This window comes from Ilyomonas limi (assembly GCF_005233845.1).
Lineage (GTDB): Bacteria > Bacteroidota > Bacteroidia > Chitinophagales > Chitinophagaceae > Ilyomonas > Ilyomonas limi.
This window is the reverse complement of sequence record NZ_SZQL01000013.1, coordinates 171,463-186,627: the sequence shown is the minus strand read 5'-3', so window position 1 is coordinate 186,627 and position 15,165 is coordinate 171,463. Positions and strand designations below refer to the sequence as shown.

General features: G+C 40.1%; 9 protein-coding genes. 7 read left to right on the top strand and 2 right to left on the bottom strand.

What is annotated here, in order from left to right; translation table 11 throughout:
• Positions 1 to 46: 46 nt before the first annotated feature.
• A complete protein-coding gene (locus tag FC093_RS16180) occupies positions 47 to 742 on the bottom strand; it encodes a glycosyl hydrolase (RefSeq protein WP_240743331.1) in 696 nt (231 codons plus the stop codon).
• A gap of 14 nt (positions 743 to 756) precedes the next feature.
• On the bottom strand, positions 757 to 1,854 hold the full coding sequence (locus tag FC093_RS16175; protein WP_137262846.1) for a glycoside hydrolase family protein: 1,098 nt from the start codon (positions 1,852 to 1,854) through the stop codon (positions 757 to 759).
• 976 nt (positions 1,855 to 2,830) lie between these two features.
• Here FC093_RS16175 and FC093_RS16170 point away from each other — a divergent pair.
• The 7 genes from FC093_RS16170 to FC093_RS16140 all read left to right on the top strand — a co-directional run bounded on the left by FC093_RS16170 (position 2,831) and on the right by FC093_RS16140 (position 14,939).
• Complete coding sequence (locus tag FC093_RS16170) at positions 2,831 to 4,216, top strand: glycoside hydrolase family 140 protein (RefSeq protein ID WP_137262845.1); 1,386 nt, start codon at positions 2,831 to 2,833, stop codon at positions 4,214 to 4,216.
• Positions 4,213 to 5,166 carry a glycoside hydrolase family 43 protein gene (locus tag FC093_RS16165; RefSeq protein ID WP_137262844.1) on the top strand — a complete coding sequence of 318 codons (954 nt, stop codon included), beginning with the start codon at positions 4,213 to 4,215 and terminating at the stop codon, positions 5,164 to 5,166. Before FC093_RS16170 ends, FC093_RS16165 begins: the two co-directional genes overlap by 4 nt.
• 295 nt (positions 5,167 to 5,461) lie before the next feature.
• Complete coding sequence (locus FC093_RS16160) at positions 5,462 to 7,981, top strand: L-rhamnose mutarotase (protein WP_137262843.1); 2,520 nt, start codon at positions 5,462 to 5,464, stop codon at positions 7,979 to 7,981.
• Between the two features lie 16 nt (positions 7,982 to 7,997).
• Positions 7,998 to 9,110 carry a Gfo/Idh/MocA family protein gene (locus FC093_RS16155; protein WP_137262842.1) on the top strand — a complete coding sequence of 371 codons (1,113 nt, stop codon included), beginning with the start codon at positions 7,998 to 8,000 and terminating at the stop codon, positions 9,108 to 9,110.
• Complete coding sequence (locus tag FC093_RS16150; protein WP_137262841.1) at positions 9,103 to 10,680, top strand: sodium:solute symporter family transporter; 1,578 nt, start codon at positions 9,103 to 9,105, stop codon at positions 10,678 to 10,680. The genes FC093_RS16155 and FC093_RS16150 overlap by 8 nt, the downstream gene beginning before the upstream one ends.
• A gap of 194 nt (positions 10,681 to 10,874) precedes the next feature.
• Positions 10,875 to 12,920 (top strand): alpha-L-rhamnosidase-related protein, encoded by a 2,046-nt coding sequence (locus tag FC093_RS16145; protein WP_137262840.1) that lies wholly within the window; start codon positions 10,875 to 10,877, stop codon positions 12,918 to 12,920.
• 3 nt (positions 12,921 to 12,923) lie between these two features.
• Complete coding sequence (locus FC093_RS16140; protein WP_137262839.1) at positions 12,924 to 14,939, top strand: aceric acid hydrolase; 2,016 nt, start codon at positions 12,924 to 12,926, stop codon at positions 14,937 to 14,939.
• Positions 14,940 to 15,165 lie beyond the last annotated feature (226 nt).

Here is a 15,165-nt window from a genome sequence, read left to right as displayed (position 1 = left end):
AGCCGCAGCTCTTCTACCGAAAACAGGTGGTCAATTTATAGCGAAATCACCTGGTCAATTTGCTCCGAAATGCAGTGGTCAGCTTGTAGCGAAATGGAGTGGTCAATATCAGCGAAATCTCCAGCACCGATGCATCAGCATCGGCTACGTTGGTTGTTACAGTTGGCTGCATGGTATAAGTGGAAACGCCATTATATGCCTTAGCAGGGTAGGCAAATACCGCTATATCTTTATAATAATTTTTTCTGGTTTCGGGTTGTGCTAAAATGCTGTCATACATCTTTCCGCCATCAATAATAGTTTTGGTCCATACAACTTTTTGCATAGATTTTTCTGGTGTGATCCAGGGGCCACCTGCCAGAGCAAAGCCATCACAATCGTGCATGGCTAATTTAAAGTGCAGGCTGTCTGCCACCTGAAAAGTGTAGCGAATCATATCCCACCAAAGCGGTGTTAACTGCACCACCGGCGTCTGAATAAAAGGAGAATCCGGAGCGCCTGATATGGGCATCAAATAAGCACCGCCAATACCATTCTCCTTCATTGCAATAAGGTCTTTTTTAATACCTTCTTTGCTAACGGCAGCATTCATCCAATACCAAAAAACCCAGGGTTTTACTTCTTCTGGCGGTGATTGAAACTTTTGTACCAGTGCATTATAAGCAACACTGCCCTTACTTTGTGTAAAGGCTTTAATTGTTATAAAAGAAAACAGGATGAATACAAAAATGGTCTTGAACACTTTGCAATAATTGATTAGAACTGAACGCCGGATTTACCTAAATCTTTGGATGTGGCTACAGCAATGCCACGATTATCTTTATCATCTACCGCGCAGTAAAAATGATAAACAACTCCATTGTATTTTAATATAAAAGGTTTATGTGCATAACGCTTGTCATAATCTTCTGATGGCTTAATGAGATCATCACCCTTCCAGTCGGTCCAGTGCACCATATCATACGAACAGGCAAAGCGATTGAACGCCCCATCTTTATCTTTCCAGAAAGCACCGAAATAAAACATGACCCAGAGATCGCCGATTTTTTGAATAACTGGATCGCCCGTGATGCCTTGCCCATGCATCAAGACAGGTTCGGTTTGATAACGTTGCCAGTGTATCATATCATCAGATACGGCCATGCCAATACGCTCAAACCATTGTGTTTGCTTCACGCCGGTTGTATCGCCATTGGCATTGTAATACATCACAAAGGGGTGACCTGTTGTTTTTAGTTTATCCCAAACAACAGTGCTTTTAAAAAGCTTGCGGTTCTCCCACCAGCGTACATCTTTATCATCTTTTGTTAACACAGGTTGCGGTAACCTGTGCCATTCATGCGGCTTTGAAGGATCGCCATTTGTATATGCAATGCCAATGCTTAAGTTCCCTGCCTCATAACCTTTTACTTTGCCACCAATGTATGTCATCCAATATTTATTATCGTATTGCAACAATTGATAACTTCCATTCCATTGATCATCCTGCAACCCTGTATAGCCAGCTTTCTGATTGGCATCCCACAAACTCGTATCGCTCGAAAATGATAATAGGTTACCCAACGTTTTCCAATGCAGCAGGTCATTGCTTTGAGCCAGCAAAGTTTCGTAACCTTTACCATTAAAAACGATATAACTCATATACCAATCGTTGTTGTAGCGGAACACGGTTGGGCAATCTGCTTTTTTCAGTGTGTCGTGTGTTGCAATTACAAGTCCGTATTTGTAAGGTGTTTTTACTTCATCATACACCTGCTGCATGGTTTGCTGGCTTACCACTTTATAATTTGATTGCGCATCAACCGCCCGGGCAAATAAGCAACATGCAGCAACAAAAAATAAATTTTTAATCATTTTACGTAATTGATTATTTCATAATTGTATTTGCCTGATCCAATACTTATCGCACCACATGTCTTATATCTTTTGTTGAGTTGTTTTTCCATTCATTTTTATCATTGGTTGTTCTTTGTGCGGAAGACAGATAACCACCTGAAGCAAGTGATTAATATGGCAATGACAATGCTTTTCTTCATGCGTAAACATAATAAAAAATGGAGTAAAGCGGGAAACCATCACCTCAGAATGATTGCTCGTCAATAAAATTTTACTATAATTAATGAGCTATTTATTACAAATTTCTCCGTTGCTATTTCATTCCTTAATGTAATGTAAAGCTATAACTGCTTATGTATTCTTTCGTTCAGTTTTATTGGTTGAACATCATGAACATGCTATGCCTGTTACTTGATTTTCTGTCAGCCATTTTCATCATAAATAAAAGGTTACACACGCACTACTGTTTGTGTTTGCACGAAAATATGAATGAGTAGAATGACTGCTTGATTTTTCTACGGAAACGATTGAGGAGCTGGCAGAAACAATATACGCGTGTCCCTTTGATACACTTCGGTGTTGGCTGGACAAGAAATAATAATAATAATCAATGCTCAACCAATTTTATTCTTTTTGTTTGATAATTGTCTTGCGTATTACAGTTTTTGCATTCAGGCTATTTTAAAAATTTGTCGCAGCTCTTTACCGATTGCTTGTATAAGTACTTTTCTAAAACGTTTTCGTAGATAAATACACCACTTATTAAGCGTTGCATAAATATTCTTCAGTACTCTTGTAATCGCTGCGGGATACGAAAAAAATTGAAATGCACAATTGCATTTTTCTGTTCTAAAGCAGCAGCTTATATAAACGGTAAGCATTAAATGTTGATAGCAAGATGAGCTGATTTATTGATGGTTTACGATGTATAAAGTATCGGGTAAAATATATACGCTTGCATTCACGCTACTGCTTTGGCTAAAATAAAATTCAGATGCTCAATAAAAAAAACATATTATTTCTAATTGTCCTGATGATTGCCTGTAATGCAAGCGCAAAGCCTTTGCCTTTACTTAAAATATCATCCAACGGCAGGTACTTTACAACGGTAGAGGGTAAGCCTTTTTTCTGGCTGGGCGATACAGGCTGGCTGTTGCTTAGCAAGCTGAACCGCGAAGCAATGACATCGTATTTCAGACAAAGAAAAGAGCAGGGCTTTAATGTAGTGCAGGTAATGTTGCTGCATTCGCTTGTCGCAACCAATGTGTATGGCGATTCGGCTTTACACAATCGTAATATTGCCATGCCCGATACCATAGCAGGCAGCAACTTTGTACAGTATGCCAATTATGATTACTGGGATAATGTGGATTATGCGTTGAGCGAAGCCGAGGCAAACGGTTTGTACCTCGCAATGGTACCTGTTTGGGGAACTAATGTAAAAGGTGGTGGCGTTACAATTGAACAGGCTAAAGTGTATGCAAAATTTTTAGCGCAGCGATATAAAAATTACAGCAATGTTATCTGGATGAATGGTGGTGATATTGCAGGAGCCAATCATATGGAGGTATGGAATGCTATTGGTGAAACACTGCAGGAATACGATAAAAATCATCTCATCACCTTTCATCCGGTAGGCAGAAGGCAATCGGGCGAATGGTTTAATAATCAGTCCTGGTTAAACTTTAATATGGTACAATCCGGTCATAAAGATTATCGGCAGGATACGGCTGCGACCGATTTGAAATATGGCGAAGACAACTGGCGCTACATCAATGATGCATATACATTACAACCTTTAAAACCCGTGCTTGATGCGGAGCCATCGTATGAAGCTATTCCACATGGTTTGCACGACACAACACAACCACCCTGGCAGGCAGCAGATGTGAGAAGATATGCTTATTGGAGCGTGTTTGCCGGTGGTTGTGGCTTTACCTATGGTAATAATGCTGTGATGCAGTTTTTGCGCATAGGTGATAAAACTGTTGCCTATGGTGCAAAGCAAACATGGCACCAGGCAATAAATGCCGAAGGCGCTGAACAAATGAAATATCTGTCCAAACTGCTATTATCCGTTCCATTTGAAACGGGCAAACCTGCACAAAATATGGTATTGAACAGCGGGGATAAATATGAACGGCTGGCAGCATTTAAGGGAAGTGCTTTTACTTTTATTTATACTTATAATGGAAAAGATATTGAAGTAAACATGGCTTTGCTCGATGGCAAAAAATCCAAAGCATATTGGTATAATCCGCGCAATGGCGATAAACAATATGTGAATAGCTATGATAATAAAGGGACACACACCTTTAATACACCTGGTGAAGTAAAAGATGGTAACGACTGGGTGCTAATACTGGAAAAAGCGTCATGAAAAATACCAATTATTTTAATGTTTTTGTATGTTGTATTGTAATGCTATTGTGTGCCTGCACCTCATCAAAAAAAGCATGGTTATATACTTCGTTCAATGAGCCTGCAAAAGAGGGGTTACGGCTGATGTATAGTTACGATGGGAAACACTGGACTTATTTCAACCATATTTTTTTAAAGCCGCTTGTTGGCAAAGAAAAAATAATGAGAGACCCTTCGATGATAAAAGATAAAAATGGCATTTATCATCTGGTATGGACAACCGAATGGAAAGGTAATAATGGTTTTGGCTATGCCAGTTCAGCCGATCTTATACATTGGAGCAAGGAACAATATATGCCTGTAATGAAAGAGGAACCAACAGTTGTAAATGTATGGGCGCCGGAATGGTTTTATAATGAGGAAGTAAACAATTACATGATTATATGGGCATCCACTATTCCGTACCGTTTTGATAAAGGGATTGAAGATGAATTTAATAATCATCGGTTATATTATATCTCTACAACAGATTTTAAGAACTTTACGAAACCAAAATTATTTTTTGATCCCGGGTTTAGTTCCATTGATGCAACGCTGGTAAAACGTGGTGATAAAGATTATGTGCTGGTGTTTAAAGACAATACGAGAAATGAAAGAAGTATAAAAGTAGCTTTTGGAAAAACGCCCATTGGTCCGTTTGCAAACGTTTCATCAGCATTAACAGGTGCATACACCGAAGGTCCTACTGTAGCGCATGTAAAAGAGGAATGGTTTATTTATTTCGATGCCTATAGAAATAAGGATTTTGAAGCCATCAAAACAAAAGACTTTAAAACATTTACTGATGCTACAAAAGAAATATCTATCCCGGAAGGGCATAAACACGGAACCATTCTTCCCGTTACAAAAAAGGATATAAAGAAGATGCAAAAAGCATTGAGTAATATTGATTCTACACAGATGAAATAGTTCATGAGCAGCCGAAGTTAATGCTTACACAATGCAATGCTGGCACGCTATGAAAGGGCGGTGAAAACGCCCCTGGCTTTTTACTGATATAGTTGTAGATGCATCCTGCACAAGGCTTGTAAAACAAAGTCCTTATTCTTTATTTATCCCTCTCAACTGACCAGGTAGAAAAATTCTACTTTTTATTATAGTAAGATCATCCATCATTGTAGTGAATATAGTTATTCTTTTAGCAGACATGCAGTTCTACATTTATCGGCCATTTTGATTGAATAAACACATAGGAGCTTGCCTGATGAAACAACTGGTTGCCTGTATTGTAGTGCTTACTTTAATACTGCCACTTACCGCCGCTGCTGCTAATATTTATGTAGCAGTAAATGGTTCCGATAAGAATGCAGGCACAAAAGATGCTCCCTTTACAACCGTTGCCAGGGCATTACGCAAGGCGAGGGAAATGCGGCGGTTAAATAATCCATCAGTTTTTAATGGCATACATATTATTGTTGGTGGTGGTGTGTATCAATTTTATGAACCATTATTCATTCGTTCTGAAGATGCAGGCACAAAAGAAAGTCCAACTTACATGGAGGCAGCAGCCAATGAACAACCGGTATTCAGCGGCGGCATATCAATAACCGGCTGGCATTTATTAAAGGAAAATATTGGAGGCTTACCTGCTGTTGCCAGAGGAAAAGTTTGGGTGGCGGATGTACCTGTGCAAAATGGTGTGCCACTCAACTTCAGGCAGTTTTGGGTGAATAATATAAAAGCAGTGCGGGCAAAAGACGGCAATGGCGATACCATGCATCGTATTTTATCGTGGGATCATACAACAGGTACCTGCTGGATACCCACACCACATACAAACGATCTTGCCAACGCCTCTTCACTCGAAATGTTCATTCATCAATGGTGGGCTACTGCTGTATTAAGAGTAAAAAAAATAGAAGTACACGGCGATAGCAGCAAGCTTTCCTTTTATCAACCCGAAAGCAACATACAGAATGAGCATCCCTGGCCTGCACCCTGGATCTCAACAGAAACGGGCAACTCAGCTTTTTATTTAACCAATGCCATCCAATTTTTAGACGAACCCGGCGAATGGTATCTGGATGTTGCACATCAAAAAATATATTACTGGCCACGCAAAAGCGAACGCCTTTCAACGGCAACGGTAACAGCACCCGTGCTGGAGACATTGGTAAAGATGGAAGGAACGATTGATCATCCTGTTCAGCATTTTTTTATCAATGGTATTGCATTTGAACATACAGGCTGGCTGCGCCCTTCGCAGCAGGGACATGTGCCGCACCAGGCTGGATTTTTCATGACCGATGCTTATAAGTTAAAGCCCGCCGGCACAACGGATAAACCGAATTTGGATAATCAGGCCTGGATAGGCCGACCGGCTGCTGCGGTGCAGGTGAACTATGCAGAAAATGTAACTATTAGTAATTGCCGGTTTGAACATTTGGCTTCAACCGGTTTAGATTTTAACAAAGGCACACATAATAACACTGTAATTGGCAATCTTTTTAAAGATATTGGTGGCAGTAGCATACTGGCTGGTGTTTTTACCGATGAAGGGGCTGAAATTCATCAGACATACAATCCAACAGACGATCGTGAAGTATGTGATAGTATGCACATCAGCAATAACCTTATTACTGATGTTACCAATGAAGACTGGGGCTGTGTGGGCATCGGCTTAGGTTATACAAAAAATTCGCTTGTTGAGCACAATGAAGTGGAGAATGTAAGCTATACCGGTATTAGTATGGGCTGGGGCTGGAATGCTGCGCCCAATGCGATGAAGAATAACAGGATCATCGTCAATAAAATTCATCATTACGGTAAACACAATTACGATTGCAGCGGCATTTATACATTGAGCGCCCAGGCCAATTCTTTTATTGAAGAGAATTATGTGGACAGTATTTTTAAAGCGCCGTATGCACATCTGCCCTCGCATTGGTTTTATTTATACACCGATGAAGGTTCATCGTACCTCACCATAAAAAATAACTGGACACCTTCCACTAAATATTTACAAAATGCAAATGGTCCGGGTAATATGTGGAGCAATAATGGTCCGCAGGTAGATGCAGCTATCAAACAAAACAGCGGTTTGCAACCACAATATCAATCGCTGTTAAAAGAGAAAACAGCAAGTACGGTAAAGCAGTCCATCAACCAACAACATAAAGAAATCATCGAGATCATTACTCAACAAAATGATGCATTGAATATTGAAAAGCTGCAACAGTTGCTTGCAGAAAATAATATAGATAGCAATGCCCTTTATCAATGGCATAACCATTATGTGATCTTCGATAACATAGCTGATCCCGGCAACATGCAAAGCAAGCTGCATAAAGCTTTCCCCGATGCAAACGTCAAAGCTTATTTCAATATGTATTATCAGTTCAGCAAGCAGCAACACTGTACTGATACCGTAGTTGCAAAAGATTGGGACAATATTATTTTAACAGCCAATCTGGTAGCTGATAAAAAGGCGCAGGAGCAATACTTAGCTTATCATGCTACACAATTTGAACAATTTCCCGGTGTGACGAAAGGCTTTTGCAATGCTGACTTTCAGCAGTTGCTCTGTTTTAAAAGCGGCAGGCAATTGATGCTCGTCATTAGCATACCAAAAGGGAAAACATTGGACGGGCTGAATCCGAGAACAACGGAGGGCAATCCACAAATGATGAAATGGAATACACTGATGAGTAAATACCAGGAAGGCATAGAAGGCACAAAGCCGGGTGAAGTGTGGGTATTCTTCAAACAAATACACAACAACTGATAAGCAATTATTGAACATGTTAAATATTGGAATTTTAGGTTTGGGTGAAGGCAGAAGTACCATATCTGCTGTATTGCAAAGCAGCAAATGGCAATTAAAAACCATTTGTGATGCTAATATGGAACTATGTAAACATCGTGCGAAAGAGTTCAATTTTCATCATTACACCACACAGTATGATGACTTGCTGAATGATGAAAGCATTGATGTGATTGCTATTTATACGCCCGATCATTTACATGCCGAACATGTAAAACAGGCTTTACTGCACAACAAACATGTGGTATGTACAAAGCCTTTTATTGATGATTTATCAGTGGCTAATGAATTGCTTGCATTGCAACAACAAACCGGTAAAAAAGTTTTTATAGGACAAAGCTCCAGGTTCTTTGAACCTGCAATGCGGCAGCGCAAAGATTTTGAAGCCGGTGAAATTGGAAAACTGATAACAGTAGAAAGTAATTACAATGCCGATCATCGTTGGTTTTTAGAAAAGAAGTGGGCATTGGAAAAGTCGTTTAAATGGTTGTATGGTGGGTTAAGCCATCCGGTTGATTTTATAAGATGGTATTTGCCCAATATTGAAGAAGTAATGGGCTATGGCATGATTAGCGCTAATGGTAAAGATGCCGGTTTAAAAAATGAAGATACCATGCACTTTATTTTTAGAGCGGCTGACGGGCGTATTGCAAGCGTGAGCGGTAGTTATACAGGGCCCACACAGCCTGCGCAAAGAGACAGCGGAATGACCTGTATTTTGCGTGGCACAGCAGGTGCCAGCCAGGCAGATTACCATGAACTGAGATATGCTATAACCGATAAAACAGGTGAAGAAAGGATCATTGTTTGGGGTGATGCCACGCTTAAATATTATTTCCGTTTTGAAGGACAAAGCCATCATGCAGGCGAGTACCAGAATTACCTTGAATATTTTGCGGATTCTATAGAGCAAAACTTTACCGCCTATCCCGATATGCAGGAAGGCATTGTAACCGTTGCACTATTGCAGGCAATGGATAAAAGCCTGCAAACAGGCAAGCCGGTAATAGTAAAAGAAATTTTAAAAGAACATGGACTAAGTCATCTTCTTACTCACAACTCACCATCCACTACTCACGTCAATGAATGATATCTTATCCAAATTGCAGCCACTGGACTACGGTATAGTTGCAGCCTACCTGCTGATATTGCTATACATTGGCTATAGGGCAAGTTTTGGTAAGAAACAAGAAGAAGAAACTTTATTTCTTGCCGGGCGTTCACTTAACTGGTACAGCATCGGTTTTAATATGTGGGGCACCAATGTAGGTCCCTCTATGTTACTGGCATTTGCAAGCATCGGTTATACTACAGGCATAGTGGCGGGCAACTTTGAATGGTATGCATTTGTATTCCTTTTTTTAATGGCAATGGTGTTTGCGCCAAGATACCTTGCCCGCAAAGTAACCACCATGCCGGAGTTTATGGGCAACCGTTATGGTGATAGCACAAGAACCATATTAGCCTGGTATGCACTCATCAAAATATTAATATCGTGGCTTTCATTAGGATTATTTGCAGGCGGTTTTTTGGTAAGGCAAATACTCGGCATTCCCATGTGGCAATCGGTGATTGCATTAGTGGCGTTTGCCGGTCTGTTTGCTTTTACCGGCGGTTTAAAAGCCATTGCAAGAGTAAATGTTTTCCAGATGATTTTACTTATTGCTGTATCATTGCTGTTAGCCATTGTAGGCGTGTACAAAGTAGGTGGTGTAACAGCGTTATTTAACAAAGCGCCGTATCATTACTGGAATTTAATTCATGGAGCTGGCGATAAGAACTATCCATGGCCCGCTATTTTGTTTGGTTATCCGGTTGCTGCCGTTGCCTTCTTTTGTACCGACCAGGCAATGGTGCAATCTGTCTTAGGTGCACGCAATCTTGAACAAGGTCAGTTAGGTTTGAATTTTATTAGCTGGTTGAAAATTTTATCGCTGCCTTTATTTATTGTTCCCGGCATTGTGTGTTATGAATTATTTCCGCATCTCAGCGATCCGAATGAAGCGTACATGACGCTTGTTACCAACCTTTTTCCACCGGGTTTGAATGGGTTGGTGATTGTTGTATTAATTGCTGTGCTGGTGGGTAGCATTGGTTCATCGCTCAATGCATTAAGCACTGTGTTTGCGACAGACATTTATGTAAAGAAGATAAACCCCGCAGCCACCACGCAACAGATTATAAAAGTTGGCCGCATCACTGTTGTTGCGGGTTGCATCTTCGCTATATTGATGGCTGTTGCCATCGACAGCATTAAGGGGCTTAATCTTTTTGATGTGTTTCAGGCGGTACTTGGTTTTATTGCACCGCCACTGGCAGTTATTTTTTTATTAACTGTTTTTTGGAAACGTACCACAAAAGCTGCCGTTAATTTTACCTTATCCATTGGCTCCGCTATCAGCCTCGGCATCGGTATTTTATATCTCTGGATATTCCCTGCAAAGCAATACAACAGCTGGCCGCATTACCTGTTGTTATCGTTTTATATCTTTTTATTGTTACTCCTTATTGCGGTTGTCATATCATTAAGTCAAAATAAAAAGACAACCAATTTTATTGATGATTCCGATCTGCCAAAGCCAACAAAACGCGTGTGGATAGCATGGTTTTCATTAGCCGTAGTAATGATTTTTTTATACTTTTTTTTCAATGGATTTTAAATATGAAACTATTTAATAAATACATTTTTTGCATTACTAAACTGAGAGACATTTTGACTTCTTTAAGGGAAGGCAGCCTAGCTAAATTTATCTGTATAACTCTATTCTTCTTTTTATTCTCATTATCCTCATTCGCACAAAAAGCAACCTGGATCTGGTATCCGGGCGATTATGAAATATGGCTCAGTAATCAAATGCAAAACCGCAGAACTGATCGTGGCAGTTTTTTTCCGGTGTTCTGGAAAATGGATAACCATTATGTGCTGATGGATTTTCATAAGACATTTACCCTGCAACAAGCCGAAGATGTACACATTTATGCAGAAGGCAGATACAATGTAAAAATCGATGGTCAGTTGCAGGAAGGTACTCCGTTAATAATTACCATTCCGGCAGGTACACATAAGATTAACGTAAAAGTTTTTTCTCAGGGAACTGTGCCAGCAATATTCGTACAAGGCAAAACCATTGTTTCCGATACAAGCTGGCTGCTCACTTATGAAGACAAGGAATGGATTGATGAAACCGGCAAAACATCTGATATTTCCGCAACAAAATGGGTAAATGCAGGCAGCAGTAATTTTAATGATCCTTCATCTCCACCATCGCAATTTAAGTTGGCTGTACAACCGCAAGCGCCTGTATCGGTTATCAAAAAGGGTGATACTTCATTGATAGATTTTGGTAAGGAAACCTTTGGTTATATACAATTGCATGGCATAAAAGGCAAGGGCAGTATCAACATCATTTATGGTGAAAGCAAAGAAGAAGCAATGAGCGATTCAGAAGCCATCACATTGGATCGTTTGCATTTTGACAAGGATGTAAATACAGATTCTACCTTGCCTTTATCCAAAGCATTCAGGTATGTAAAACTGGAAACAGCACCAGGATTTACGGTCGATTCTGTTTGTATGCTATATGAATATGTGGATATACCCGACAAAGGAAGTTTCCGTTGTTCCGATACACTCATCAATAAGATTTATGATGTGGCGAAATACACGTTGCATTTAAACACCAGGGAATTTTTTATTGATGGCATTAAGCGAGACCGATGGGTGTGGAGCGGCGATGCATACCAGAGCTATCTGATGAATTACTACCTGATGAATGATGATGAAACCGTGAAGCGCACCATCTATGCTTTGCGTGGTAAAGACCCGGTTACGTCACACATCAATACTATCATGGATTATACATTTTACTGGTTCTTGAGCATCTATGATTACTACCTGTATTCCGGTGATACAGCCTTTATTAAACAAAATTATCCACGCATGCAAACGCTCATGGATTTTTGTTTGCAAAGAAGGAATAAAGATGGATTGATGGAAGGCCTACCCGGAGACTGGATATTTATTGACTGGGCAGCTGGTTTAAGCAAACAGGGAGAAGTAAGCTTTGAACAAATGCTTTTTTGCAGAAGCCTGGAGACAATAGCGCTTTGTGCAAATATTAATAACGATGCAAAAGGTGCTGCCGCTTATACAAAGCTGGCAAAAAATGTAAAGAAAAAATTGTTTGCTTATTACTGGAATGAGCAGAAAAAAGCATTAGTGCATAGCCGCATTAATGGTGTGCCCACCAGCAATGTAACACGTTATGCAAATATGTTTGGTATTTTCTTCCACTACTTTACGCCCAAACAGGAACAAGAAATAAAAGATAATGTATTGCTTAACGATAGTGTGCAAAAGATCACAACGCCTTACATGCGTTTTTATGAACTGGAAGCTCTGTGTGCTTTAGGCGATCAGCAACATGTGTTACAGGAAATGAGAGATTACTGGGGCGGCATGTTACAACTCGGTGCCACTTCTTTTTGGGAAGAATATGATCCATCAAAACAAGATACGGAACATTATGCGATGTATGGAAGAGCATTTGGCAAAAGTCTTTGTCATGCCTGGGGTGCCAGCCCTGTTTATTTATTGGGTAAATATTATTTAGGTGTATCGCCAACGTCACCAGGGTATGCAACATATACGGTGCAGCCTTCATTGGGCGGCTTGCAATGGATGGAAGGGAAAGTACCCACACCACATGGTAGTATTGAATTGCATTGTGATACAAAGCAAATAAAAATAAAAGCAACGGAAGGAGAAGGAATACTTCATATAAAAAGTAGAACAGTTCCTAAAGGAAATAACATAATGATAAAAACACTGGGTGATAATGTGTATGAAATGCGGCTTGAGCCTAATATTAATTATACAATAACCTATAAAGCAATGTAGATCATGTGGAAGAAATTAACAGGCTGTTTAATGGTATTTGTACATGTGGTTGCGTTTGCCCAAACTGATTTAGTAAATACAAATAACAGTAAATATGCAAAGTTTTCCGGCGTGCCGATGGATGCCGTACATTTCACCGGCGGATTTTGGAAAGAACGTTTTGATGTGTGTAAAGACTCTATGATACCGCATTTGTGGAAGGTATATACCAGTGCCAATATCAGTCATTCTTTTGAGAATTTTAAAATTGCGGCAGGTATAGATACCGGCAGTTTTAAAGGTCCTTCTTTCCACGATGGTGATTTTTATAAAACGTTGGAAGCTGTGGCTGCCATGTATGCAGTTACGAAAGATAAAAGGCTGGATACAATGATGGACAATGCGATTGCAGTGATAGCAAAAGCGCAACGCTCCGATGGTTATATCTACACCAAAAATATCATCGAACAAAACAGAACAGGCGACAAAAAAATGTTTGATGACAAACTGAGTTTTGAAGCCTACAATTTTGGTCATTTGATGACAGCAGCTTGTGTGCACTACCGTGCAACTGGTAAAACTTCCTTATTGGATATTGCAAAAAAAGCGGCTAATTTTTTGGCTCGCTTTTATGATAAAGCAACGCCCGAACAAGCCCGCAATGCCATTTGTCCATCTCATTACATGGGCTTAACGGAACTATACAGAACTACGCAGGAGGATACCTATTTGAAACTTGCAGAAAGGCTCATAGATATACGAGGAACAGTAACCGGTACAGATGATAACTCAGACCGCCAACCTTTCCGCGATATGGATCATGTGGTTGGTCATGCGGTAAGAGCCAATTATTTATTTGCCGGTGCGGCTGATGTGTATGCCGAAGATGGCGATAAAACATTGCTTACTGCACTCAATACATTGTGGGATGATGTAACGCATCATAAGATGTATATAACTGGTGGTTGCGGTGCTTTGTACGATGGCGTTTCGGTAAACGGTACTTCCTATAACCCGGATACGGTGCAAAGAATTCATCAGGCATATGGTCAGCAATACCAATTACCTAACTTAACCGCCCACAACGAAACCTGCGCAAACATTGGTAATTTATTATGGAACTATCGCATGTTGAATATAACTGGCGAAGCGAAGTATGCCGATGTGATGGAACTGGAATTGTATAATAGCATTTTAAGTGGCGTGAGTTTAGGCGGAACAAAATTCTTTTACACCAATCCACTGACGTCATCTGCTGATTATCCATATCATTTGAGATGGGAGGGGGGACGGCAGCCTTATATTGCTTTATCCAACTGCTGCCCGCCCAATGCGGTACGCACCATTGCAGAGGCTGGCAGTTATATGTATAGCTTATCAGATGCTGGTTTGTATGTGCATTTATACAGTGCCAACAATTTAAATGCAAAGCTGAAAGATGGCAGTGTGCTTCGGCTTGAACAACAAACCGGTTATCCATGGAATGGCAATGTTGTTATTAATATACAACAGGCGCCTGCAAAGGCATTCAATATTTATTTGCGCATTCCCGGTTGGTGTCATCACGCATCTATAAAAATTAATGGTAAGATGGTGTATGATAATGTGAAAGGAAGTATGTATAAAGCCTTAAATAAACAATGGAAAGCAGGTGATAAGATCGAACTGGTAATGGATATGCCTGTGCAACTCATCGAAGCTAATCCGCTGGTGGAAGCCACACGCAACCAGGTTGCTGTAAAGCGCGGTCCTGTTGTGTATTGCCTGGAGTCTGCAGACATCAATAATGATGAAAATGTTTTTGATGTTGCCATTCCTGTTAACATACGGTTTTCACTTCAATCAAAACAGATTGATAACAATCATATGATGGCATTAACAGGAACAGCGCAGTTGATGCAGCACGGCAACTGGAACGGGGCATTGTATCATGAAATAAATAATAAAACAGCGCCTGTAAATATTACATTGATTCCTTATTATGCCTGGGCAAACAGAGGTAAAACCGATATGGCTGTTTGGATGCCTGTAATAAGATAGAGTTGAAAAGAATTATTGGATTATAAGTGTTCGATGGTATTAATTACACAATCATTAATGAAACTTTTTAGCGTTTTTATTCCCTTTTCAGTTTATACCATCCTTTCTACTGAAGGGAGAACCCCAAAGCCACCTGCCAATAAATTGCTGCAATACTAAATATAGTAAAAATGCTTCTGTAGCATACTGAGCTAAAGGCATAGTTGGCAGGAAGGATTCAAAGGTT

What these genes read in the sequence shown, in the direction of transcription:
- FC093_RS16155 (WP_137262842.1), top strand. Translation starts at nt 7,998, where the DNA reads ATGTTAAATATTGGAATTTTAGGTTTGGGTGAAGGCAGAAGTACCATA.
- FC093_RS16170 (WP_137262845.1), top strand. Translation starts at nt 2,831, where the DNA reads ATGCTCAATAAAAAAAACATATTATTTCTAATTGTCCTGATGATTGCC.
- FC093_RS16140 (WP_137262839.1), top strand. Translation starts at nt 12,924, where the DNA reads ATGTGGAAGAAATTAACAGGCTGTTTAATGGTATTTGTACATGTGGTT.
- FC093_RS16165 (WP_137262844.1), top strand. Translation starts at nt 4,213, where the DNA reads ATGAAAAATACCAATTATTTTAATGTTTTTGTATGTTGTATTGTAATG.
- FC093_RS16150 (WP_137262841.1), top strand. Translation starts at nt 9,103, where the DNA reads ATGAATGATATCTTATCCAAATTGCAGCCACTGGACTACGGTATAGTT.
- FC093_RS16175 (WP_137262846.1), bottom strand. Translation starts at nt 1,854, where the DNA reads ATGATTAAAAATTTATTTTTTGTTGCTGCATGTTGCTTATTTGCCCGG.
- FC093_RS16145 (WP_137262840.1), top strand. Translation starts at nt 10,875, where the DNA reads ATGCAAAACCGCAGAACTGATCGTGGCAGTTTTTTTCCGGTGTTCTGG.
- FC093_RS16160 (WP_137262843.1), top strand. Translation starts at nt 5,462, where the DNA reads ATGAAACAACTGGTTGCCTGTATTGTAGTGCTTACTTTAATACTGCCA.